Genomic DNA, 21468 nt, shown 5'->3' with positions numbered 1-21468 from the left:
GTCGGGGGCGCGACAGATCGCCACGAGGGCCATGCGAAACTTTTCACATGAGTCCTACGCGCGCCCCAGGGCGCCGCGCCTTCCGCGGCGCCGCGGCCCTGGCGGCCACCGCCGCCCTCGCGCTGTCCGCGGCCGCCTGCTCGTCCAGCACGTCCTCGACGTCCAAGGACGGATCGGGCTTCGTGGGCGGCAACGGCGAGATCATCACCGTCAAGCCCGCGGCCCGCAAGCCCGCGCCGGCGCTGAGCGGCAAGACCGTCGACGGGAGCAGCGCGAGCCTGGCCGCGTACAAGGGCAAGGTCGTGGTGATCAACGTCTGGGGCTCGTGGTGCGCTCCGTGCCGCGCCGAGGCCCCCAACCTGGCCGAGGTCGCCAAGGCCGACGCGGCCAAGGGCGTGCAGTTCCTCGGCATCAACACCCGCGACCCCGACGTGGCCAACGCGGTCAGCTTCGACAAGCGGTTCGGCATCGGGTACCCGAGCTTCTACGACCCGTACGGGAAGCTGATCCTCCAGTTCCCCAAGGGCACCCTCAACCCGCAGGCCATCCCGTCCACTCTGGTCGTCGACCGGCAGGGGCGGGTCGCGGCGCGGGTGCTCAAGGCGCTGAGCACGGACGAGCTCAACCAGCTGATCGACCCGATCGCCGCGGAGAAGTGACGTGGCGGGCAGCTCGCTGACCGTCCTCGCGGCCGATCCCAGCCAGACGGTGCTCACCGGAGCGCTGCTGGCCGCGATCCCGATCGCGATGTTCGCCGGGCTGGTGTCCTTCTTCTCGCCCTGCGTGCTGCCGCTCGTTCCCGGTTACCTCTCCTACGTGACCGGGGTCACCGGCACCGATCTCGGTGAGGCCAAGCGCGGCCGGATGGTCGCCGGCGCCTCGCTGTTCGTGCTCGGCTTCAGCGCCGTGTTCGTCTCCGGCGGCGCCCTGTTCGGCAACTTCGGCGTCACGCTGCAGGCGCACCGTGAGGTCCTGACCCGGATCTTCGGCGTGCTGACGATCGTGCTCGGCCTCGCCTTCATGGGCTTCGTCGGCGGCATCACCCAGCGGGAGTTCCGCTTCCACACCCGGCCGGCCGTGGGCCTGGCCGGCGCCCCCGTGCTGGGCGTGCTCTTCGGCCTGGGCTGGACGCCGTGCATCGGCCCCACCCTGGGCGCGGTGAACACGCTCGCCTTCCAGGACGCCAGCGCCGGCCGGGGCGCGCTGCTGATGGTGTTCTACTGTCTTGGTCTGGGCGTGCCGTTCATCGTCGCGGCGGTCGCCTTCCGCCGGACGCTCGGTGCGTTCGCGTGGGTCAAGCGCCACTACGCGTGGGTCATGCGGCTCGGCGGCGGCATGCTCGTCGCGGTCGGCATCCTGCTCGTGACCGGCGTGTGGGACCACATCACCTACCAGATGCAGATCTGGTCGAGCAGCTTCACCCCAGGGGTCTGAACCCATGAGCATCACGCAGAAGAGCGGCGGCGGCGACGAGGCGGCCACCGCCACGAACGCCGCCGACGGCGAGAGCGAGGAACTCGGCGCGGCCGGTGCCCAGCTGAGCACCCAGCCCGCCGACACCCTCGCGCAGACGCCCGGGCTCGGCGTCGTCGGCTGGCTGCGCTGGATGTGGCGGCAGCTGACCTCGATGCGGGTCGCCCTGATCCTGCTCTTCATGCTGTCGCTGGCGGCGATCCCGGGCTCGCTGATCCCGCAGCACTCCGACCAGTTGAAGGTCGACGCGTTCCAGCAGAAACACCCCACGATCACCCCGCTGTACGAGCGGCTGGGGATGTTCCACGTGTACAGCTCGCCGTGGTTCTCGGCGATCTACATCCTGCTGTTCGTCTCGCTGGCGGGGTGCATCGTCCCGCGCACCTGGCAGTTCGTCGGGCAGCTGCGGTCCCGGCCGCCGGCCACGCCGCGCCACCTGACCCGGCTGCCCGCCTACAGCACCTGGCGCACCGACGCCACGCCCGAGCAGGTGTCGGCCGCCGCCGAACGGGCGCTGCGCGGGCGCCGGTTCCGCGTCAGCACCACCGGCACCTCGGTCGCCGGCGAGAAGGGCTATCTGCGCGAGGCCGGCAACCTGATGTTCCACGTCGCGCTGTTCGGGCTGCTGATCGCGTTCGCGGCCACCTCGCTGGAGGGTGCGCAGGGCGGCAAGCTGATCGTCGAGGGCGACGGCTTCACCAACAACCCGACGCAGTACGACGACTTCTCCGGCGGCACGCTGTACGGCAAGAGCGACCTCCAGCCGTTCGGCTTCTCGCTCGACAGCTTCGACGCCACCTACGCCACCAGCGGGCCCGAGCGCGGGTCCGGCCGGACGTTCCGGGCCAACATCCACTACTGGACCGGCCCGGACGGCAAGCCGACCAAGGGCGAGATCTCGGTCAACCACCCGCTGAGCATCGGCGGCGAGAAGGTCTACCTGATCTCCCACGGCTACGCGCCCGTGGTCACCGTCAAGGACGCCCGGGGCAACGTCGCCTACCAGGGCGCGGTGCCGTTCCTGCCGCAGGACACCCTGGGCACGGCCACCGGCGTCGTCAAGGTCCCGGACGCGCTCGACAAGAACGGCAAGCCCGACGAGATGGCGTTCCGCGGGATCTTCACCCCGACCTTCGCGCTCGACAAGGTGAGGGGCCCGCACTCGTCGTTCCCCGCGCTGGACTATCCGGCGCTGATCCTCAACGCCTACCACGGTGACCTGGGCATCGACGCGGGCCTGCCGCAGAACGTGTACCAGCTCGACACCACCCACATGACGCAGCTCAAGGAGCCGGACGGCGAGCTGGTCAGCAAGGCGCTGAAGCCCGGCGACACGATGACCCTGCCCGACGGCCGCGGCTCGCTGCGGTTCGACGGGATCAAGACCTGGGCCAGCTTCACCGTCTCCCACCAGGCGGGCAACGAGGCGGCCCTCGTCTCCGGCGCGGCCGCGATCCTCGGCCTGATGGGCTCGCTGTTCATCCAGCGCCGCCGCATCTGGGTGCGGGCGGTCCCCTCCGGGGACGGCGACACCCTCGTGGAGATGGGCGGCCTCGGCCGCAGCGAGTCCGCCAGGATCGCCGACGAGATCGGCGACGTGGCCCTTCAGCTCCAGCCGGACGCACCGGCGAAACCGGATCCGGACCCGGACCCGGATCCCGACGAGGCCGACGCCGCGACCGGTGACGTCCCGGCCCCCGACAGCCGCCCCGGCGATTCCGCCCCTCAGCCCGCAGACGAAGGAGCCCGCGCGTGAACATCGCTGCCGCGGTCAACGAGAACTTCGCGAACTACAGCAACTACCTCATCCGCTCGGCGATGTTCGTGTACGCGCTCGCCTTCCTCGGGCACCTGGCGGAGTGGGTGTTCGGCGGCCGCAGCAAGGTCGCCGTGCAGTCCGCCGCGCTGATCGGGGAATCCGGGGAGGAGGGGGCCGCCGCGGCCCCGGCCGCGGCCGTCAAGGTCACCACGCGCGGCGGCACCGCCACGCTGACGCGGCCCAAGGTCGTCACCCGCGCCTCGGCCAGCGACCGCGGCATCGCGGACGGCCCCGGCGCCGCCGGCGGTTCGGAGAAGGGCGACCTGTACGGCCGGATCGCGGTGTCCTTCACGGTGCTCGCCTGGCTGCTGCACTTCGGCGGTGTCGCGCTGCGCGCGGCGTCGGTGCAGCGCGCGCCGTGGGGCAACATGTACGAGTTCTCCACCACGTTCGGCATGGTCGCCGTCGGCGCGTACCTGCTGCTGCTGGCGCTGAAGAAGGACGTCCGCTGGATCGGCCTGTTCCTGACCACGACCGTGCTGCTGGACCTGGGCCTGGCCCTGTCGGTGCTCTACACCTCCAGCGACCAGCTGGTGCCGGCGCTGCACTCGTACTGGCTGTGGATCCACGTGTCCTGCGCGATCATCTCCGGCGCGGTGTTCTACCTGGCCGCCGTCGGCAGCCTGCTCTACCTGTTCCGCGACCACTTCGAGGTGGCCCTGACCGCCGGGCGCGCGCAGGACGGCCGCTGGGGCGACATCATGCGGCGGCTGCCGTCCGCGGCGACCCTGGACAAGTTCGCGTACCGGATGAACGCGCTGGTCTTCCCGCTGTGGACGTTCACCATCATCGCCGGCGCGATCTGGGCGCAGGCGGCGTGGGGCCACTACTGGGAGTGGGACCCGAAGGAGACCTGGTCGTTCATCACCTGGGTCGCCTACGCGGGCTACCTGCACGCCCGCGCCACGGCCGGGTGGAAGGGCCGCAAGGCCGCCTACCTGGCGCTGGCCGCGTTCGCGTGCTTCCTCTTCAACTACTACGGCGTGAACATCTTCGTCACCGGCAAGCACTCCTACGCCGGGGTCTGACGCGGACGCCGGCCGGGACGGGTGCCACCGCGGCCGGGGGTCACTCGCCCTCGGCCGGGGGACGGCCGTCGCCGTCCCCGCCCTTGCGGTTCTGCCGGTTGAGCTCGCTCAGCGAGCGGAGGAACTCCGGGTTGTCGTCCGGGGGTATCCAGTCCGCGGAACGCGGGTCCGGCAGCGGCTCGCCCTCGGGGGAGTACCGCCGGGCACCGGGAGTGCCGGCCCCGGACTCCAGCCGCCGGTCGCGGTGCCACCCGGCGGGCGTGGCGCCGGCCGGCGCGACCCGTCCGTAGCGGCGGCGGCCTATCAGCAGCCAGGCCAGCGGGCCGATCAGCACGGTGCCGAAGAACAGGATGACGAGCACCCAGACCACCTTCGGCATCCCGCGCACGTTCCGCGGGGGCGTGCCCAGGCAGTCCACGAAGGCGTAGATCCACAGCGCGAACACCACGAAGTACGGCAGGTAGCGCAACACGGCTCGACATCCCCCCGGGAACGACGGGGACTCGGGCCACCCCGCGACGACCCCCAAGCGTACGTTGTGCACGGAATGGAAGACTGAGCCCATGGCTTACGACGATCTCCGCTCGTTCCTCCGGGCCCTGGAGAAGGACGGCGACCTGCGGCGGATCACCGCAGAGGTGGATCCGTACCTGGAGGTCGGCGAGATCACCGACCGGGTCAACAAGGCGGGCGGTCCCGCGCTGCTCTTCGAGAACGTCCGCGGCTCGGCCGCGCCGCTCGCGATGAACGTCTACGGCACCGACCGCCGGCTGCTGAAAGCCCTGGGCCTGAACGCGTACAGCGACATCAGCGACAAGATCGCCGGGCTGCTCAAGCCCGAGCTGCCGCACGGCTTCGTCGGCGTGCGCGAGGCGTTCGGGAAGCTCGCCGGGATGGTGCACGTCCCGCCGAAGAAGGTGAAGTCCGGGGACGCGCCGGTCCAGGAGGTCGTGCTCACCGGCGACGACGTGGACCTCGACGCGCTGCCCGCGCTGTTCACCTGGCCGCAGGACGGCGGCTCGTTCTTCAACCTGGGCCTGACCCACACCAAGGACCCGGAGACCGGCGTCCGCAACCTGGGCCTGTACCGGCTGCAGCGCCACGACCGCCGCACCATCGGCATGCACTGGCAGATCCACAAGGACAGCCGCAACCACTACCAGACCGCGCTGCGCCGCGGCGAACGGCTGCCGGTCGCGATCGCGTTCGGCTGCCCGCCGGCGGTCACCTACGCCTCGACCGCGCCGCTGCCCGGCGACATCGACGAGTACCTGTTCGCCGGCTTCGTGCAGGGCAAGCGGGTGGAACTGGTCGACTGCAAGACCGTGCCGCTGCAGGTGCCCGCGCAGGCCGAGGTGGTGCTGGAGGGCTGGCTGGAGCCGGGCACGATGCTGCCCGAGGGGCCGTTCGGCGACCACACGGGCTTCTACACCCCGCAGGAGCCGTTCCCCGCGCTGACCATCGACTGCGTGACGATGCGCAAGCGGCCGGTGTTCCAGTCGATCGTGGTGGGCCGGCCGCCGACCGAGGACGGGCCGCTGGGACGGGCCACCGAGCGGTTCTTCCTGCCGCTGCTGAAGATCATCGTCCCCGACATCGTGGACTACCACCTCCCGGAGGAGGGCGGCTTCCACAACTGTGCGATCGTCTCGATCGACAAGAAGTACCCCAAGCACGCCCAGAAGACGATGCACGCGATCTGGGGGGCGCACATGATGTCCCTCACCAAACTGATCGTGGTGGTCGACGCCGACTGCGACGTGCACGACCTGCACGAGGTGGCCTGGCGGGCGCTGGGCAACACCGACTACTCCCGCGACCTGACCGTCGTGGAGGGGCCGGTGGACCATCTCGACCACGCGTCGTACCAGCAGTTCTGGGGCGGCAAGGCGGGCATCGACGCGACCCGCAAACTGCCCGAGGAGGGCTACACCCGCGACGGCGGCTGGCCGGAGATGGTGCTGTCCGATCCGGAGACGGCGGAGCGGGTGACCAAGCGATGGAAGGAGTACGGCCTGTGAGTGCGAGTGCAGAGTCGGCCACCCCGGATCTGTTCCGGCCGGAGCCGCGGCCGGACGGGAAGGTCCGGGCCTTCCTGCGGCTGGTGATGATCGAGCACTCGGTGTTCGCGCTGCCGTTCGCGTACATCGCGGCGCTCACCGCGATGTACCGCGACGACGCCACCGTGCACTGGGCGCAACTGCTGCTGGTGACGCTGGCGATGGTGGGCCTGCGGACGTTCGCGATGGCGTGCAACCGGATCATCGACCGGGAGATCGACGCCCGCAACCCGCGGACCGCGACCCGTGAACTGGTCACCGGCGCGCTGTCGGTGCGCACCGCGTGGACCGGCGCGCTGGCCGCCGTGGTGGTGTTCCTGGGCGCGGCCGCGCTGCTGAACCCGCTGTGCCTGGCGCTCGCGCCGATCGCGGTGGTGCCGATGGTGGTCTACCCCTACGGCAAGCGGTTCACGAACTTCCCGCACGCCATCCTCGGGCTGGCGCAGGCGATGGGCCCGGTCGGCGCGTGGCTGGCGGTCACCGGCTCCTGGTCGTGGGACGCGGTCATCCTCGGGCTCGCGGTCGGCGTGTGGATCGGCGGCTTCGACCTGATCTTCGCCTGCCAGGACGTGGCGGCCGACCGGGCGCACGGCGTGCGGTCGGTGCCGGCCCGCTTCGGCATCCCGGCCGCCCTGTACGGGTCGCGGGCCTGCCACGTCGTCACGTCGGGCCTGCTGATCTGGTACGGCGCGGCGACCGGTGCCGGCGCCTGGTGGTGGGTGGGCCTGGCGGTGGTGATCGGCGCGTTCCTGTACGAGCACTCGATCGTCACCCCGCACGACCTGTCGCGGCTGAACCGCGCGTTCTTCACGGTCAACGGCGTCATCGGCATCACGCTGTTCGTGTTCGCGCTCTGCGACCTGATCGCCCGCGGGCTCGGCGGATAGCCGGCGGCCGCCCGCGGGCGGCCCACGCGACGGGCGCGGCCCCGGACCCTGCGCAGGGTCCGGGGCCGCGCCCGTCGCGGTGTGCGTCCGGGATCAGAGGCCGGAGGTGTCGAGGGAGGAGTCCTTCGAGTCGCTCGAGCCGGGCATGCCCGGGAGGCCCGGCATGCCGGACATGAACAGGCCGATGATGTCCTGCGGGTTGAGGACCTGCGCGCCGGCCGGGGCGCTGATCGAGCGGGCGCTGCCGTTCAGGCTCAGGGTCAGCGGGAGCTTGCCCTTGGCCTGGTCGTCGAGCTGGGCCACGTCGAACGTGATCGCGGACAGCGTGCCGCCCTTGATGGCCACGTCCACCGCCAGCGTCTTGTTCGGCACCTTCGCCGGGTCCAGGGACTTGGCGTCGTAACCCGGGAGGTTCTTCAGGATCGGCGCCACGCTGTCCGACAGCGCGGTGGCCAGCTGCCGCGCGGGCGCGGACACCTGGACGTGGTCGGCGCCGTCGCGGTTGCCGAGGTCCTTGTACGTGACGTTGGTGGCCAGCGCCTTCTTCAGGGCGGCCCAGGCGCGCTTCTGCGTCGCGGCGTCCACCTTCGGAACCCCGGGCAGCAGCGAGCCGGCGGAGTCGCCGGACGCGGAGTCACCGGACGCGGAGTCACCGGACGCCGAGTCGCCGCCCAGGCTCTTGAGGAACGGCCCGAACGCCTTGGGGTCGAGGCTCACCCACTGGCCCTTGAGCGCGGCCTTGACCGAGGCCAGCGACGACGGCAGCTGGTCGGCCTGCGCGAGGAACTGGTCGAGCGGCGAGTTCGCGCTGCCCGGCGCCAGCTTCTCCAGGCCCTTCAGGTCCGCCCGCAGGTACGCCTTCTGGTCGACGTAGCGGACCTCGACGAGGCCGTTGTCGGCGGAGCCGTCGGTGGACAGCGAGAACGCCACGGCGCCGTCCTTGCCGTCCTGCTGCTTGTCCTTGCTGAGCAGGCTCAGCGACTTCTGGGAGCTGACGGACAGCGAGAGGCGCAGCGAGGACAGCAGCTTGGCGTTGTCGCGCGTGAAGTCGTCCTCGCCCTTCAGCGCGTTGTAGATCTCGTCGGTGGAGCCGTCGAAGCCCAGGCCCAGGGTCAGGGTGTTCTGCTGGCCCAGCTTCTCGAAGGCGTTGTCGACCTTGCCCTGCGGGGTGGTGGTGTCCGACCCGCAGGCCGCGGTGGCCACGGATATCAGGGCCACCACTCCGGCGGCTGCCAGGCCCTTGCGCATGGTGATGATGGCGAACTCCTCGGAAGCTTTGAGAAATCTTTGCGGATCTGAGCTGGGGAAAGCGTACTTGTGTCCCGGCTGTGTTCTCACGGGGGTTTCCTGCGCGTTCGCGGTGCTCTTCGCTGCCGGGTCCCGGAAGCGTCCGCGGCCGACGTCGCGTTCGCGGACCCGTCCGCGAACCGGCATGCGGACGGCGGGACTTCGGCGCACCGCCCGGCGGGCGGCCTCAGCCCCCGGCGGCGGGCGATCGTTCGCGGAACAGGAAGGCCGCGGCCACGCCGCCGACCAGCCCGAACAGGTGGCCCTGCCACGACACCCCCGTCGCGCTCGGCAGTACGCCCCACAGGATGGAGCCGTAGAGCGCGCCGACGACCAGGCCGACCGCCACGTCCAGCGCGCGGTGGTCGACGAAGCCGCGGACCAGCAGGTAGCCGAAGAGCCCGAAGATCAGGCCGGAGGCCCCCGCGGTGTTGGTGTGCGCGGGCGCGATCAGCCAGACGCCGAGCCCGCTGACGACGATGATGGTGAACGCCACCGCCAGGTACCGGCCGATGCCGCGCAGCGCGGCGATGAAGCCGAGCACCAGCAACGGCAGGCTGTTGGACGCCACATGGCCGAAGCCGAAGTGCGTGAACGCGGCCGGCACGATGTCCAGCAGCTCCCCGCCCTTGCGCGGCGTGATGCCGAACGTGTCGAGGCGGTGCCCGGCGAGGACGTCGATCGCCTCCAGCACCCACAGCAGCGCCACCCAGCCGGCCATCAGCGCGGCCGCGGCGGTGACCCTGGTGCCGGCGCGCAACGGCGCCAGCACGGTGTCCGCCAGCCCGGTGCGCGGCCGCGCGGGTCTCCCCGCGGTCTGTCCGTACGTCACCGCATCCCCCTCCGCCCCCACGGCAAGGCTCCCTCCACCTCTCAGAACGCCGGCGCGGGCGCCGCGGTTCCCGGCCGACGGACTCGATCGGGTGACGGCGGCGGGCAGGTTCTAAGCTCGACGGCGTGGAACGAGGAAGTCAGGGCAGGCCGGGCGGGCGCACGCCGTGGGTGGTGGGCATCTCCGGCGCGTCGGGAACGCCGTACGCGGCGGCCGTGCTGCGGGCGCTGCTGCACGCGGGCGAGGACGTCGACCTGGTGGTGAGCCGGGCCGCCCGGCTCACCCTGCTGGACGAGACCGGCGCGCCCTTCCGTGACGCGCACTGGCGCGAGGACCTGGCCGCGTGGCTGGCCCGCGGCGCCGACGGCAGCTCCGACTTCTTCCCCGCCGTGCCGGACCTGTCAGGCGTGCGGTACTGGCCGGCCGGCGACCTGGCCGCCGGCCCCTCGTCCGGGTCGTACCGGGTCAAGGGCATGCTGATCGTGCCGGCGAGCACCGCGTGCGTGGCCGGGGTGGCGCTCGGGCTGTCCAAGGACCTGCTGCAGCGGGCGGCGAGCGTGACCCTGAAGGAGCGCAGGCGGCTGGTGCTCGCGGTGCGCGAGACCCCGCTGAACGGGCAGACGCTGCGCCACCTGACGGACCTGGACGACGCGGGCGCCGTGGTGCTGCCCGCCTCCCCGGCGTTCTACGCGGGCCCCGCCCACATCCAGGACCTGGTGGACTTCGTGGCCGGGCGGGTGCTGGACGCGGCCGGCGTCCCGCACAAGCTGTACCGCCGGTGGGCGGGCGAGCTGGGGGGCGGGCGGGAGCAGGCGGTCGGCGGGCGGGAGCAGGCGGGATCCGCACCAGCGGAGTAGATGCGCAGGGCAAGCACCCGCTGATGCCTTAGATTCTTGTCCAGGCAGCGCAGTCTTGGGACGAACGGGAGGGTCCATACCGATGGACGCGGTGGACAGACAGCTCATCCAGGCTTTGCGGGAGAACGGCCGCGCGTCCTATGCCGAGCTGGGCCGGCTCGTGGGCCTGTCGGGCCCGAGCGTCACGGACCGCATCAACCGCCTCGAGCAGGCGGGCGTCATCACCGGCTACCGGGCCACCGTCGCGCCCGCGGCCCTGGGCCTCGGGGTGACCGCACTGGTCGGCCTGCAGCTGTCGGACGCGGCCGACCACGAGGAGGTCGCGCGCCGGCTGCGGGACCTGGAGGAGATCGAGGACTGCTGGTTCATCGCCGGCGACGACTCCTACATGCTCAAGGTCCGGGTCGGTGACGTCGACGGCCTGGAGCACACCATCCGCCGGCTGTCCGGCACCAAGGGCGTGGCCAGGACCAGGACCACGATCGTGCTGTCCACCAAGTGGGAGAACCGGGTCGGCGCCCTGCCCGACGAGGTCTAGGGCCGGTCGTTTGGATCCCCGCGGCGCCGCGGGGATCCAAACGACCGGCCCTGGGCCGCGACCGGCCGCCCCCGGCGGCAGGCGTATGGTCGGTGGGCCGACCGACCCCACGGCGGCGGAGGAGGAGAGAGATGGACGCCGGGCTGAAGCGCGAGCTTGAGGAGAAGGTCTACGCGGGGGAGCGGCTGTCCCGCGAGGACGGCATCGCCCTCTACGAGTCGGACGACCTCGCCTGGCTGGGCGGCCTCGCCCACCACGTGCGCACCCAGAAGAACGGCGACGTCGTCCACTTCAACGTCAACCGCCACCTCAACATGACGAACGTGTGCACCGCGTCGTGCGCGTACTGCTCGTTCCAGCGCAAGCCGGGCGAGAAGGACGCGTACACGATGCGGATCGAGGAGGCCGTGCGGCTGGCCAAGGCCATGGAGGGCGACAACCTCACCGAGCTGCACATCGTCAACGGCCTGCACCCGACGCTGCCGTGGCGGTACTACCCGCGCTCGCTGAAGGCCCTCAAGGAGGCCCTTCCGCAGGTGTCGCTGAAGGCGTTCACCGCCACCGAGATCCACCACTTCGAGACGATCTCCGGCATGAGCGCGTCCGAGATCCTCGACGAACTCATCGACGCCGGGCTGGAGTCGCTGACCGGCGGCGGCGCCGAGATCTTCGACTGGGAGATCCGGCAGCACATCGTGGACCACCGCACCCACTGGGAGGACTGGTCGCGGATCCACCGCCTGGCGCACTCCAAGGGCCTGAAGACCCCGTGCACCATGCTCTACGGCCACATCGAGGAGCCCCGGCACCGGGTCGACCACGTGCTGCGGCTGCGCGAACTGCAGGACGAGACCGGCGGGTTCCAGGTCTTCATCCCGCTGCGGTACCAGCACGACTTCGTGGACATGAAGGACGGCAAGATCCGCAACACGCTGCAGGCCCGCACCACGATGGCCAGCGGTGCCGAGGCGCTGAAGACCTTCGCGGTCTCCCGGCTGCTGTTCGACAACGTGCCGCACGTGAAGGTGTTCTGGGTCATGCACGGCCTGTCCACCGCGCAGCTCGCGCTGAACCACGGCGCGGACGACATGGACGGCTCGGTCGTGGAGTACAAGATCACCCACGACGCCGACCAGTACGGCACCCCGAACAAGCTGACCCGTGACGACATCCTGGACCTGATCCGGGACGCGGGCTTCCGGCCGGTCGAGCGCAACACCCGCTACGAGATCATCCGCGAGTACCCGGGACCGGACGAGGCCCGGCGCGAGACCCCGCAGCCGATGCGGGCCTAGGCCCGGTCTGGCAGCTCAGGGCGGGTAATAGTTACTATTCCCGCATGAGCCTTACCTGCCAGCTGGACCCCGAGATCGACGACGAGGTCAGGGACGGCATCGGCGCGCTGTGGACCGACGTGTCCAACGCGGGCGGTGCCGTCGGCTTCGTGCCGCCCGTGACCGCGGCCGACATCCGTCCCGACCTCGTCCGTTCGCTGGCCGCGGTGACGGCGGGCCGGCGCCGGCTGGTGCTGGGCCGCGACGAGGACGGGCGGATCGCGGCCACCGCGTTCCTGGCGTACAACGACCACCGGCTCATGGCCCACTGGATGTGGCTCTACACGGTCATGGTCCACCCCCGCCACCAGGGCAAGGGGTACGGCAGCACGCTGATGGCCGCGGTGGAGCGGGCCGCCCGCGGCCTGCCCGGGATCGAGGCGATCCGGCTGACCTGCCGCGGCGGCACCGGCGTGGAGACGTTCTACGCCGGCTGCGGCTACAAGGAGGTCGGCCGGGTCCCGGACGCCATCCGGGTCGCGCCCGGCGACGACCGCGACGACATCATGATGCTGCTCACCCTCTGAGGGGAGCCCCTGCGGGCGGGAGCGCCGCGGGCGCGTGCTTCACTGGAGCCATGCTCCGTTACACCGCACTGCGCTTCGGCCTCATCGTCGCCAGCTTCGGGGTCATCTGGGGCCTGGTCCGGCTGCGCGTCCTGCCGGCCGGGCTCGGTGACTCCAACTACCTGTGGGTGGGCCTGCTGGCCCTCGTCGTCTCCGCCCCGCTGAGCTGGGTGCTGCTGCGCGGCGTCCGCGAGAACGCGGCCCTGCAGGTCTCCCAGCGCGTCGAGCGGACCAAGGCGAACTTCGCCGCGGCCGCGGGCGAGGAGGACGACGCGGACGAGGCCGCCCGCAGCGGCGAGCCCCACACCGCCTGAGCCGTCCGGCCCCCTGCGGTCCTCGGCTCCGCCTGAGCCGTCCGGCCCGCCCGAACCGACGGCTGCCTGCGGCCCACCGCCGGGCCCGGCTCCGCGTCTGCCGGACCGCCTCCCGAACCGTCCACCGCCCCGCCCGCACCCCGTCACGCCTGATCCGCACGGGGGTTGCGGCACGGCCTACGCTTGCTCCCGGGGAATGCGAGGGGAGAGGTGGGGCTGGTGGGGACGCAGAGCAAGCAGCGGGTGCCACGGGCGGTACGCGAGCGGCAGATGCTCGACGCGGCCGTCGCGACGTTCGCCAAGCGCGGGTACCGCGCCGCCTCCATGGACGAGATAGCGGTCGCGGCGGGCGTCAGCAAGCCGCTGGTGTACCTCTATCTCCACTCCAAGGACGAGCTGTACAGCGCCTGCGTCCGGCGTGAGGCCGAAGCCCTGCAGGCGGCCGTGCGGGCCGCGGTCGAGCCCGGGGCACCGGCCGACCGGCAGCTGTGGAGCGGGCTGCTGGCCTTCTTCGAGCACACCGCGGCGCACCCCGACGGCTGGGCGATCCTCTACAGCCAGGCGCGCACCGTCGGCGAGCCGTTCGCCGAGGAGGTCGCCGCGATGCGGGCGGAGATCGCCGAGTTCGTCCGCGCGCTGATCGGCGCCGCCGCGGCCGACGCGCACTGCGACCCCGTCCTCGCCGACCGGGAGGTGGCCGGCCTCGCCCACGCCCTGGTGGGCGCCGCCGAGTCGCTGGCCGGCTGGGGCGCGGCGCACTCCGGCCGGGAGAACGCCGCGACCCTGATGAACTTCGCCTGGTCCGGCCTGGCCAACCTGATGCGCGGCGGGCGCTGGGAGCCCTCCGCCCGCTGACTCAGCTCTCGGTGAGGCCGGTCATGTGCAGGCCGGCCCGCGAGCGCACCTCGAAGCGCTCGCCGCGCGCGGCGTACTCCACGGTCGACGGCAGCAGCACCGGCTTGCGGAAGTCCGCGGTGATCCGCGTCGCGCCGGGGGTCTCGGCCGCGCACCGCGCCACCGTCCACATGCCGTGCACGATGGCCCGCGGGAAGCCCAGCGGGCGGGCGGTCACCGGGTGCAGGTGGATCGGGTTGTAGTCGCCGGACACCCGCGCGTGCCGCCGTCCGAGGTCCGCGGGCAGCCGCCACGTGCCGGTCACCGGCAGCGGCTCGGAGGGCGCCGGCGGCTCGGCCGCGGCGGCCTGCGCCTCGTCCACCCGGTGCCGCGCCAGATACGTGCTGCGGTCGGTCCACACCGTCTCGCCGCCGAGCAGCGCCTCGGTCACCATCACCACCTCGGTGCCGCGCCGGTGCGGACGCAACTCGGCCGCGTGCACGGCCAGTTCGGGGCGGTCCGCGGTGGTCAGGGGCGTCCCGGCCACGATGTCGACGCTGGTGTGCACCAGGCCCATCAGGGGCAGCGGGAAGCCGCGGGCCGCCATGATCCGCGCGGCGAGCGGGAACCCGAGGATGTGCGGGTAGGTCAGCGGCAGCGGCGCGGGGACGGTGTCACCGCCGTCGGCGGGCACGGGGTACCCGCAGACGCGGGCGTAGGCGGCCACCCGCCCGGCGTCGATCCGCACGCCGGGCTCGGTCAGCCGGACGTCGGGCAGGGCGGCGCGCGGCGACGGCCGCTTGCCGACCCCGGTGACCGCGCCGCGGGCGAGGGTGAGCAGCAGTGCCATCGCCGTCACGCCCCCAGCAGCGACTGGCCGCACACCCGGACCACCTGGCCGGTGACCCCGCCGGAGCCGGGCCGGGCGAACCAGGCCACGGTCTCGGCCACGTCCACCGGAAGGCCGCCCTGGCCCAGAGAGTTCATGCGGCGCCCGGCCTCGCGGATGACCAGCGGGACCGCCGCGGTCATCCTGGTCTCGATGAACCCCGGCGCGACCGCGTTGACGGTGATGCCGCGCCCGCGCGCCTCGTCGGCCGCGGACAGCGCCCGGACGAAGCCGATGATCCCGGCCTTGGAGGCGGCGTAGTTGGTCTGCCCGGCGTTCCCGGCGATGCCGCTGATCGAGGCGGTGGCCACGATCCGCCCGCCGGGGTTGAGGGTGCCGGCCTTCAGCAGGTGTGCGGTGGTGCGCAGCACGCTGCCGAGGTTGACGTCGACCACCGCGTCCCAGCGGTCGGCGTCCATGTTGGCGAGCTTGCGGTCGCGGGTGATGCCGGCGTTGTGGACCAGCACGTCGAGGCCGTCGGGGAGGGCCGCGGCGATCCGCTCGCCGGCGTCGTCGGCAGTGATGTCCACGGTCAGCGCGGTGCCGCCGAGGCGGGTGGCGAGCGCGGCCAGCGGTTCCGCGGCCTGCGGGACGTCCAGGCACACGACGTGCAGGCCGTCGCGGGCCAGCGTCTCGGCGACCGCCTCGCCGATGCCGCGGGCGGCGCCGGTCACCAGCGCGGTGCGCTGCCGGCCCGGTTCGCCGCCCGGCCCGGTCCCGGACGCGGGACCGATCGTGATGACCTGGCCGCTGACGTAGGCGGACTTGGGGGAGAGCAGGAAGTCCAGCGTGGACTCGGCGGCGGCCCCGGGCGCCAGGCGCAGCAGCTGCACGGTCCTGCCCCGGCCGATCTCCTTGCCGAGCGAGCGGACGATGCCCTCCAGCGCCTGCTGGGCGGCGGCCTGTTCGACGGTGCCCGCGTCGTCCGGGGGCGATCCGAGGACGACCACGCGGCCGGACGCGGCGAGGCCGCGGACCAGCGGGTGCAGCGCGCCGTGCACCCCGCTCAGCCCGGCGGGGTCGGCGACCGCCGTGGCGTCCAGCACGATGCCGGCATACGCGCCGGGTTCGGGGGAAGGCGGCGTTCCGCCGGCCGTCAGCCGCAGTACCGGCCCGTCCAGTTCGGGGTGGGCGGGGGACCAGCGGCGCAGCGCGGCGGGCTGCGGCAGGCCGAGGCCGCGGGTGAGGAAGCGGCCGGGGGCCGTACCGGCGAAGCGAAGGTAGCGATCGGCCATTGGCCTTCTCCTTACTCTGGAGTAAGTTTACCGGCGGTAAGGCTACTGGTGAGTCATCGCTCCGGCCAAGACCGGCCCACGCTGTCCTGGAGTTCTGGGAGACCGCATGCAGACCGTCCGCCGTGTCGCCGTCATCGCCGGCAACCGCGTTCCCTTCGCCCGTTCTGACGGCGCGTACGCCACCGCCTCCAACCAGGACATGCTCACCGCCGCGATCGACGGCCTCGCCGAGCGCACCGGGCTGGCCGGGGAGACGGTCGGCGAGGTCGCGGCCGGCGCGGTGCTCAAGCACAGCCGCGACTTCAACCTCGCCCGCGAGACCGTGCTCGGCTCGGTGCTCGCCCCCGACACCCCCGCCTACGACCTCCAGCAGGCCTGCGCCACCGGCCTGCAGTCGGTGTTCGCGGTCGCGAGCAAGATCGCGCTCGGCGTCATCGACAGCGGCATCGCGGGCGGCGCCGACACCACCAGCGACGCCCCGCTCGGCGTCAACGACGAGTTGCGGCGCACCCTGCTGGCCGCCCGCCGGGCCCGATCCCTGGGCGGGCGGGCCCGCGCCCTCACCGGCCTGCGCCCCCGGCACCTCGTCGCCGACATCCCGCGCAACGCCGAGCCGCGCACCGGACTGTCCATGGGCGAGCACGCGGCGATCACCGCGCAGCAGTGGGGCGTCACCCGCCAGGCGCAGGACGAACTGGCCGCCGCCAGCCACCAGCGGCTCGCCGCCGCCTACGACCGCGGCCTCCTCGACACCCTCGTCACCCCCTTCCGCGGCCTGGAGCGCGACCAGAACCTGCGGCCGGACTCCACGGTGGAGAAGCTGGCCCGGCTCAAGCCGGTGTACGGGGGCCCGGACGGCACCATGACCGCGGGCAACTCCACTCCGCTCACCGACGGCGCCGCGGTCGTGCTGCTGGCCAGCGACGCCTGGGCGCAGGCGCACGGCCTGACCCCGCTGGCCTACCTCACCGCGTACGAGACCGCGGCCGTGGACTTCGTGTCCGGCCACGAGGGCCTGCTGATGGCGCCCGCCTACGCGGTGCCGCGGATGCTGGCACGGGCCGGGACCGGCCTGGCGGACTTCGACCTCTACGAGATCCACGAGGCGTTCGCGTCCCAGGTGCTGGCCACGCTCGCCGCCTGGGAGGACAAGGACTACTGCGTCCAGCGGCTGGGCCTGGACGGGCCGTTGGGGGCGATCGACCGCGACCGGCTGAACACCGCCGGCTCCTCCCTGGCCACCGGCCACCCCTTCGCCGCGACGGGCGCGCGGATCGTGGCGACCCTCGCGCAGCTGCTGGCCGAACGGGACGCGCCGGGCAGCGGCCTCATCTCCCTCTGCGCGGCCGGCGGTCAGGGCGTCACCGCGATCCTCACCCGCCCCTGACCCGCCCTTCACCCACCTTCAGGAGCCGCCGCCATGACGTCAGGTCACCAGACAGCCGCTGCCGGTCCGGCCGCCGCGCAGATCGACCCGCAGACCCTGACCGAGGGCGGCCGCGTGGTGCAGGCGGCCGTCCCCCCGCTGGTCCAGCCCCCGCGCAGGGGGAGTCTCGCCGACATCCCGTACACCAACGCGACCGAGGCGCCCACCGAGGTGCTGCTGTCCCGCAAGCAGGAGAACGGCACCTGGCGGGACGTGACCGCCGCCGAGTTCCGCGACGAGGTCACCGCGGTCGCCAAGGGCCTGATCGCCGCCGGCCTCAAGCCCGGCGACCGGCTCGCGATCATGGCCAGGACCAGCTACGCCTGGACCCTGCTGGACTTCGCCGGCTGGGCGGCCGGCCTGATCACCGTGCCGATCTACCCGACCTCGTCGGCCTCCCAGACGGCCTGGATCCTCGCCGACTCCGGCGCCGCCGCCTGCGCGGTGGAGAACGTCGAGCTGTCCCGCCTGATCAGCGGCCGCCGCGCCGACCTGCCGGAACTGCGGCACCTGTGGCAGATCGACGCGGGCGCGATCGGCCAGCTCACCGTCGACGGCCGGTCGCTGCCCGACGCGCTGGTCACCTCGAGGCGGCAGGGGATGACGCCGGCCACCGTGGCCACGCTCATCTACACCTCGGGCACCACCGGCCGCCCCAAGGGCTGCGTCCTCACCCACGGCAACTTCTTCGCCGAGGTCGACAACGCCACCGAGCTGCTGCACCCGGTCTTCCGGTCGGTCAGCACCGAGCCGGCGTCCACCCTGCTCTTCCTGCCGCTCTCGCACGTCTTCGGCCGGATGGTCGCGGTCGGCTGCCTGCGGGCCAGGGTGCGGCTCGGCCACGCGCCGAGCATCGCGACCGAGGACCTGCTCGCCGACCTGGCCGGCTTCCGGCCGACCTTCCTGCTGGCCATCCCGTACGTGCTGGAGAAGGTCTACAACACCGGCCGGGCCACCGCCGAGAAGATGGGCCGCGCCTCGTCCTTCGACCGGGCGTCCCGCATCGCCCAGGCCTACGGGAAGGCGGTCGTCGCCCGCCAGGTCGGCACCGGCCCCGGCCCGTCGCTGGGCCTGCGCCTGGCGCACGCGCTGTACGACCCGCTGGTCTACCGCCGCATCCGGGCCGCGCTCGGCGGCAGGGTCCGGTACGCGATATGCGGCGGATCCCCGCTGGGCACCCGGCTCGCCGCGTTCTACGCGGGCGCCGGCGTGATGGTCTTCGAGGGCTACGGCCTGACCGAGACCACCGCGGCGGCCACCGTCACGCCGCCGCTGCGCCCGCGGCTGGGCACCGTCGGCTGGCCGCTGCCCGGCACCGCCGTGCGGATCGCCGAGGACGGCGAGGTGCTGCTGCGCGGCGGCCAGGTCTTCGCCGGGTACTGGAACGACGGCGCGGGCGTGCCGCAGGTCGGCGGCTGGTTCCCCACCGGGGACATCGGGCAGCTCGACGCCGAGGGCTACCTGACGATCACCGGCCGGAAGAAGGAGATCATCATCACCGCGGGCGGCAAGAACGTCGCCCCGGCGCCGCTGGAGGACCGGCTGCGGGCCCACCCGCTGGTCGCGCAGTGCATGGTCGTCGGCGACAACCGGCCGTTCGTGGGGGCGCTGATCACCCTCGAGCCGGACGGCCTCGCGCACTGGCAGCGGATGCACCACAAGGAGGACCTGCGGCCGGCGGAGCTGGCGGTCGACCCGGAACTGCTGGCCGATGTGCAGAAGGCGGTCGACGACGCCAACTCGACGGTGTCGCAGGCCGAGTCGATCCGGCAGTTCTCGGTGCTGCCGGTGGACTTCACCGAGGACGCCGGGCACCTGACGCCGTCCCTGAAGCTGAAGCGGCGGGCCATCGCGCACGACTTCGGCGAGCAGATCGAGGAGCTGTACCGGCGCCGGCGCTGACCGTCGCGGGACGCAGGACAAGGAGCAGCACAAAAGGCAGGGGCCCCGCACAGGTGCGGGGCCCCTTGGTACTGCAGGTTCTGGGCGCAACAGCGCCGAGCTTCCTGACTAGTGGGAACTAGTTAGGAGTGACGTTCTCCGCCTGAGGACCCTTCGGGCCCTGGGTGACGTCGAACGACACCGCCTGGTTCTCCTCCAGGGAACGGAAGCCGGAGGCGTTGATTGCGGAGTAGTGAACGAAGACATCCGGGCCGCCGCCGTCCTGGGCGATGAAGCCGAAGCCCTTTTCAGCGTTGAACCACTTCACGGTTCCGGTAGCCATAAAGCCCTCCTTGGGCCCAAAGGGTTGCCCTGCTCCAGAACCTGCAACTGCGAAGTCTGAAAATTACAAAAGCCTGCGGGTCACATGCTCCGCAGGCTTTGTACTGCAAGGAAACCAAACTGCAACTTGCGTCGAGCGTAGCATGCAGGGTCTCGGCGCGGGAAGAGCCGCAAGATCCCTGTTTCCGGGTGGCCCGGCGCGCCCCCGCCCCCCGCCGCACCGGCCGCGGGCACCAGGAGTACCGTCCGCGATATGGACACATCGGTGCAGTACGAAGGCAACGGTCGGGCCCGCCCCCGGGTCGGCCACATCCAGTTCCTGAACTGCGTCCCCCTCTACTGGGGGCTGGCCAGAACCGGTGCCCTGCTCGACCTGGAGCTGACCAAGGACACCCCGGAGAAGCTCAGCAGCCAGCTCGTCGAGGGCGGCCTCGACATAGGGCCCGTCACCCTCATGGAGTACCTGAAGCACGCCGACCAGCTGGTCGCCCTGCCCGACATCGCGGTCGGCTGCGACGGTCCGGTGATGTCCTGCGTGATCGTCTCCCAGCTCCCCCTGGACCGGCTCGACGGCCAGCGGGTCGCCCTCGGTTCCACCAGCCGCACCTCCGTGCGCCTGGCCGAGCTGCTGCTCACCGAGCGGTACGGGGTCGCCCCCGACTACTACCGCTGCCCGCCGGACCTGTCGCTGATGATGCAGGAGGCCCAGGCCGCCGTCCTCATCGGCGACGCCGCGCTGCGCGCCTCGCTGCACGACGCGCCCCGCCTCGGCCTGGAGGTGCACGACCTCGGCCAGATGTGGAAGGACTGGACCGGCCTGCCGTTCGTCTTCGCGATCTGGGCCGCCCGCCGCGACTACCTGGCCGCGCACCCCGATGCGGTCCGCGACGTCCACCGCGCCTTCCTCGCCTCCCGTGACCTGTCCCTGGAGGAGGTCGCCAAGGTCGCCGAACAGGCCGCCCGCTGGGAGTCGTTCGACGAGACGCTGCTGGAGCGCTACTTCACCACCCTCGACTTCTCCCTGGGCCAGGACCAGTTGACGGGCATCGCCGAGTTCGCCCGCCGCGTCGGCTTCCCGCCCGCCGCCCGCGTCGAGCTCCTCCCCACCCTCTGACGCCGAGGGCCCCCGGCCGGAAGGCCGCCCGGCACGGCCGGTCGAGGGGCCCTCCGGCGCCGGGTGGAGCGGCCCGTCAACTCGGCCTGAAAACAGCGATGTTCGGCGTCGTGGAGGCCGTGGCGCCCGGTGACCTGCGGTGCCGCCGGGGACCCTCGTCCCGCCGCTGGTGCGGGGAACCAAGGGCTGCACCCGTCACGTCATCCCCTGTAAGTTGATGCGCATGTCAGGCGCCACGGGGGTAGGCCCTGCGGCAATCGTTTTCGATGAGGAGTCAAGCCGCCATGGCTAATGTGAACGTAACGTACCAGGACATGCGGGACGCGGCCGGCAAGCTGCGCACCGGCCAGCACGAGATCACCGAGAAGCTGCACACGCTCCAGAAGTTCGTGCAGGACCTGGTGAACGGCGGCTACGTGACGGACCGTTCGTCGAAGCAGTTCGAGTCCTCGTACACCGAGTTCAACACGGGTGCCACCAAGACCATCGAGGGTCTGGACGGCATGGCCAAGTACCTGGAGACCGCGGCCGACACCTTCCAGCAGGCGGACGAGCACCTCGCCAAGGGCCTCGGCGGTCACTGAGCCGGCCTCCCGTACTTCCCGGTACGGACCCGTGCGCCGCAGCGGGCGTCCTCCGCTGCGGCGCATGCGCGTGTGCGGGCGCCGCCGCCGGTCCCGGCCCGGCCCCCGGTCCCAGCCCCGGCCCGGGCGGACCCCTGGCGTACGCTGGCCCGGTCCGATCCACGCCTG

General features: G+C 72.3%; 22 protein-coding genes. 16 read left to right on the top strand and 6 right to left on the bottom strand.

The window, feature by feature from the left end; genetic code table 11:
* Positions 1-47: 47 nt before the first annotated feature.
* The 4 genes from BMW99_RS19255 to ccsB are packed head-to-tail and all read left to right on the top strand — an operon-like array spanning position 48 to position 4320.
* Positions 48-659 carry a TlpA family protein disulfide reductase gene (locus tag BMW99_RS19255; RefSeq protein WP_069463296.1) on the top strand — a complete coding sequence of 204 codons (612 nt, stop codon included), beginning with the start codon at positions 48-50 and terminating at the stop codon, positions 657-659.
* Between the two features lies 1 nt (position 660).
* Positions 661-1434 (top strand): cytochrome c biogenesis CcdA family protein, encoded by a 774-nt coding sequence (locus BMW99_RS19250; RefSeq protein WP_245791536.1) that lies wholly within the window; start codon positions 661-663, stop codon positions 1432-1434.
* Between the two features lie 4 nt (positions 1435-1438).
* Positions 1439-3229 carry a cytochrome c biogenesis protein ResB gene (gene resB, locus BMW99_RS19245; RefSeq protein WP_069463297.1) on the top strand — a complete coding sequence of 597 codons (1791 nt, stop codon included), beginning with the start codon at positions 1439-1441 and terminating at the stop codon, positions 3227-3229.
* The gene (gene ccsB, locus BMW99_RS19240) at positions 3226-4320 is read left to right on the top strand and encodes a c-type cytochrome biogenesis protein CcsB (RefSeq protein WP_075017213.1); all 1095 of its coding nucleotides are present in this window, start codon (positions 3226-3228) and stop codon (positions 4318-4320) included. The genes resB and ccsB overlap by 4 nt, the downstream gene beginning before the upstream one ends.
* 40 nt (positions 4321-4360) lie before the next feature.
* On the opposite strand, the gene BMW99_RS19235 is transcribed toward ccsB, so the two are convergent.
* Positions 4361-4792: a PLD nuclease N-terminal domain-containing protein gene (locus BMW99_RS19235; protein ID WP_069466209.1), complete on the bottom strand. Its 432-nt coding sequence runs from the start codon at positions 4790-4792 to the stop codon at positions 4361-4363.
* A gap of 91 nt (positions 4793-4883) precedes the next feature.
* Here BMW99_RS19235 and BMW99_RS19230 point away from each other — a divergent pair, with 91 nt between their 5' ends.
* Entirely contained in the window at positions 4884-6341 is a 1458-nt protein-coding gene (locus BMW99_RS19230) for a menaquinone biosynthesis decarboxylase (protein ID WP_069466210.1), read from the top strand.
* Complete coding sequence (mqnP, locus tag BMW99_RS19225) at positions 6338-7267, top strand: menaquinone biosynthesis prenyltransferase MqnP (RefSeq protein WP_256090470.1); 930 nt, start codon at positions 6338-6340, stop codon at positions 7265-7267. Before BMW99_RS19230 ends, mqnP begins: the two co-directional genes overlap by 4 nt.
* A 93-nt stretch (positions 7268-7360) precedes the next feature.
* Here mqnP and BMW99_RS19220 read toward each other — a convergent pair whose 3' ends face one another.
* Both BMW99_RS19220 and BMW99_RS19215 read right to left on the bottom strand, forming a co-directional pair.
* Positions 7361-8605 carry a hypothetical protein gene (locus tag BMW99_RS19220; RefSeq protein ID WP_141726375.1) on the bottom strand — a complete coding sequence of 415 codons (1245 nt, stop codon included), beginning with the start codon at positions 8603-8605 and terminating at the stop codon, positions 7361-7363.
* A gap of 136 nt (positions 8606-8741) precedes the next feature.
* The gene (locus BMW99_RS19215; RefSeq protein WP_069466213.1) at positions 8742-9275 is read right to left on the bottom strand and encodes a rhomboid family intramembrane serine protease; all 534 of its coding nucleotides are present in this window, start codon (positions 9273-9275) and stop codon (positions 8742-8744) included.
* A 236-nt stretch (positions 9276-9511) separates the two neighbouring features.
* On the opposite strand from BMW99_RS19215, the gene BMW99_RS19210 reads away from it, so the two are divergent.
* From BMW99_RS19210 to BMW99_RS19185, 6 genes are all read left to right on the top strand, one after another.
* The gene (locus BMW99_RS19210; RefSeq protein WP_075017212.1) at positions 9512-10243 is read left to right on the top strand and encodes a UbiX family flavin prenyltransferase; all 732 of its coding nucleotides are present in this window, start codon (positions 9512-9514) and stop codon (positions 10241-10243) included.
* Positions 10244-10325: 82 nt separating this feature from the next.
* Positions 10326-10781 carry an Lrp/AsnC family transcriptional regulator gene (locus tag BMW99_RS19205; protein ID WP_075017211.1) on the top strand — a complete coding sequence of 152 codons (456 nt, stop codon included), beginning with the start codon at positions 10326-10328 and terminating at the stop codon, positions 10779-10781.
* A gap of 131 nt (positions 10782-10912) precedes the next feature.
* Positions 10913-12076 carry an aminofutalosine synthase MqnE gene (gene mqnE, locus BMW99_RS19200; RefSeq protein WP_069467185.1) on the top strand — a complete coding sequence of 388 codons (1164 nt, stop codon included), beginning with the start codon at positions 10913-10915 and terminating at the stop codon, positions 12074-12076.
* 44 nt (positions 12077-12120) lie between these two features.
* Positions 12121-12642 carry a GNAT family N-acetyltransferase gene (locus BMW99_RS19195; protein WP_069467184.1) on the top strand — a complete coding sequence of 174 codons (522 nt, stop codon included), beginning with the start codon at positions 12121-12123 and terminating at the stop codon, positions 12640-12642.
* Between the two features lie 50 nt (positions 12643-12692).
* Entirely contained in the window at positions 12693-12995 is a 303-nt protein-coding gene (locus BMW99_RS19190; RefSeq protein WP_069467183.1) for a DUF4229 domain-containing protein, read from the top strand.
* A gap of 270 nt (positions 12996-13265) precedes the next feature.
* Positions 13266-13850 carry a TetR/AcrR family transcriptional regulator gene (locus BMW99_RS19185; RefSeq protein WP_107451632.1) on the top strand — a complete coding sequence of 195 codons (585 nt, stop codon included), beginning with the start codon at positions 13266-13268 and terminating at the stop codon, positions 13848-13850.
* Between the two features lies 1 nt (position 13851).
* Here BMW99_RS19185 and BMW99_RS19180 read toward each other — a convergent pair whose 3' ends face one another.
* Complete coding sequence (locus tag BMW99_RS19180; RefSeq protein ID WP_069464872.1) at positions 13852-14679, bottom strand: MaoC family dehydratase; 828 nt, start codon at positions 14677-14679, stop codon at positions 13852-13854.
* A 5-nt stretch (positions 14680-14684) separates the two neighbouring features.
* Complete coding sequence (locus BMW99_RS19175) at positions 14685-15953, bottom strand: 3-oxoacyl-ACP reductase (RefSeq protein ID WP_069464866.1); 1269 nt, start codon at positions 15951-15953, stop codon at positions 14685-14687.
* A 106-nt stretch (positions 15954-16059) separates the two neighbouring features.
* On the opposite strand from BMW99_RS19175, the gene BMW99_RS19170 reads away from it, so the two are divergent.
* Positions 16060-17340: an acetyl-CoA C-acetyltransferase gene (locus BMW99_RS19170; protein WP_069464867.1), complete on the top strand. Its 1281-nt coding sequence runs from the start codon at positions 16060-16062 to the stop codon at positions 17338-17340.
* Between the two features lie 33 nt (positions 17341-17373).
* Complete coding sequence (locus BMW99_RS19165) at positions 17374-19281, top strand: AMP-dependent synthetase/ligase (protein WP_069464868.1); 1908 nt, start codon at positions 17374-17376, stop codon at positions 19279-19281.
* A gap of 118 nt (positions 19282-19399) precedes the next feature.
* Here BMW99_RS19165 and BMW99_RS19160 read toward each other — a convergent pair whose 3' ends face one another.
* Positions 19400-19603, bottom strand: coding sequence for a cold-shock protein (locus tag BMW99_RS19160; RefSeq protein WP_069464869.1), 204 nt, complete (start codon positions 19601-19603; stop codon positions 19400-19402).
* A gap of 252 nt (positions 19604-19855) precedes the next feature.
* On the opposite strand from BMW99_RS19160, the gene BMW99_RS19155 reads away from it, so the two are divergent.
* Positions 19856-20716, top strand: a complete 861-nt coding sequence (locus BMW99_RS19155) for a menaquinone biosynthetic enzyme MqnA/MqnD family protein (protein ID WP_075017210.1) — start codon at positions 19856-19858, stop codon at positions 20714-20716.
* Positions 20717-21000: 284 nt separating this feature from the next.
* Positions 21001-21300, top strand: coding sequence for a WXG100 family type VII secretion target (locus tag BMW99_RS19150; protein ID WP_069467418.1), 300 nt, complete (start codon positions 21001-21003; stop codon positions 21298-21300).
* Positions 21301-21468 lie beyond the last annotated feature (168 nt).

The sequence above is a fragment of the Actinacidiphila rubida genome (assembly GCF_900110255.1).
Taxonomy (GTDB): Bacteria; Actinomycetota; Actinomycetes; order Streptomycetales; family Streptomycetaceae; genus Actinacidiphila; species Actinacidiphila rubida.
This window is presented reverse-complemented; position numbering and strand designations above follow the sequence as displayed.

Coding starts and splice junctions, on each gene's coding strand:
- BMW99_RS19255 (WP_069463296.1), top strand. CDS start 48: ATGAGTCCTACGCGCGCCCCAGGGCGCCGCGCCTTCCGCGGCGCCGCG.
- resB (WP_069463297.1), top strand. CDS start 1,439: ATGAGCATCACGCAGAAGAGCGGCGGCGGCGACGAGGCGGCCACCGCC.
- BMW99_RS19230 (WP_069466210.1), top strand. CDS start 4,884: ATGGCTTACGACGATCTCCGCTCGTTCCTCCGGGCCCTGGAGAAGGAC.
- BMW99_RS19215 (WP_069466213.1), bottom strand. CDS start 9,275: ATGGCCGGCTGGGTGGCGCTGCTGTGGGTGCTGGAGGCGATCGACGTC.
- BMW99_RS19205 (WP_075017211.1), top strand. CDS start 10,326: ATGGACGCGGTGGACAGACAGCTCATCCAGGCTTTGCGGGAGAACGGC.
- mqnE (WP_069467185.1), top strand. CDS start 10,913: ATGGACGCCGGGCTGAAGCGCGAGCTTGAGGAGAAGGTCTACGCGGGG.
- BMW99_RS19195 (WP_069467184.1), top strand. CDS start 12,121: ATGAGCCTTACCTGCCAGCTGGACCCCGAGATCGACGACGAGGTCAGG.
- BMW99_RS19190 (WP_069467183.1), top strand. CDS start 12,693: ATGCTCCGTTACACCGCACTGCGCTTCGGCCTCATCGTCGCCAGCTTC.
- BMW99_RS19185 (WP_107451632.1), top strand. CDS start 13,266: ATGCTCGACGCGGCCGTCGCGACGTTCGCCAAGCGCGGGTACCGCGCC.
- BMW99_RS19180 (WP_069464872.1), bottom strand. CDS start 14,679: ATGGCACTGCTGCTCACCCTCGCCCGCGGCGCGGTCACCGGGGTCGGC.
- BMW99_RS19175 (WP_069464866.1), bottom strand. CDS start 15,953: ATGGCCGATCGCTACCTTCGCTTCGCCGGTACGGCCCCCGGCCGCTTC.
- BMW99_RS19170 (WP_069464867.1), top strand. CDS start 16,060: ATGCAGACCGTCCGCCGTGTCGCCGTCATCGCCGGCAACCGCGTTCCC.
- BMW99_RS19165 (WP_069464868.1), top strand. CDS start 17,374: ATGACGTCAGGTCACCAGACAGCCGCTGCCGGTCCGGCCGCCGCGCAG.
- BMW99_RS19160 (WP_069464869.1), bottom strand. CDS start 19,603: ATGGCTACCGGAACCGTGAAGTGGTTCAACGCTGAAAAGGGCTTCGGC.
- BMW99_RS19155 (WP_075017210.1), top strand. CDS start 19,856: ATGGACACATCGGTGCAGTACGAAGGCAACGGTCGGGCCCGCCCCCGG.
- BMW99_RS19150 (WP_069467418.1), top strand. CDS start 21,001: ATGGCTAATGTGAACGTAACGTACCAGGACATGCGGGACGCGGCCGGC.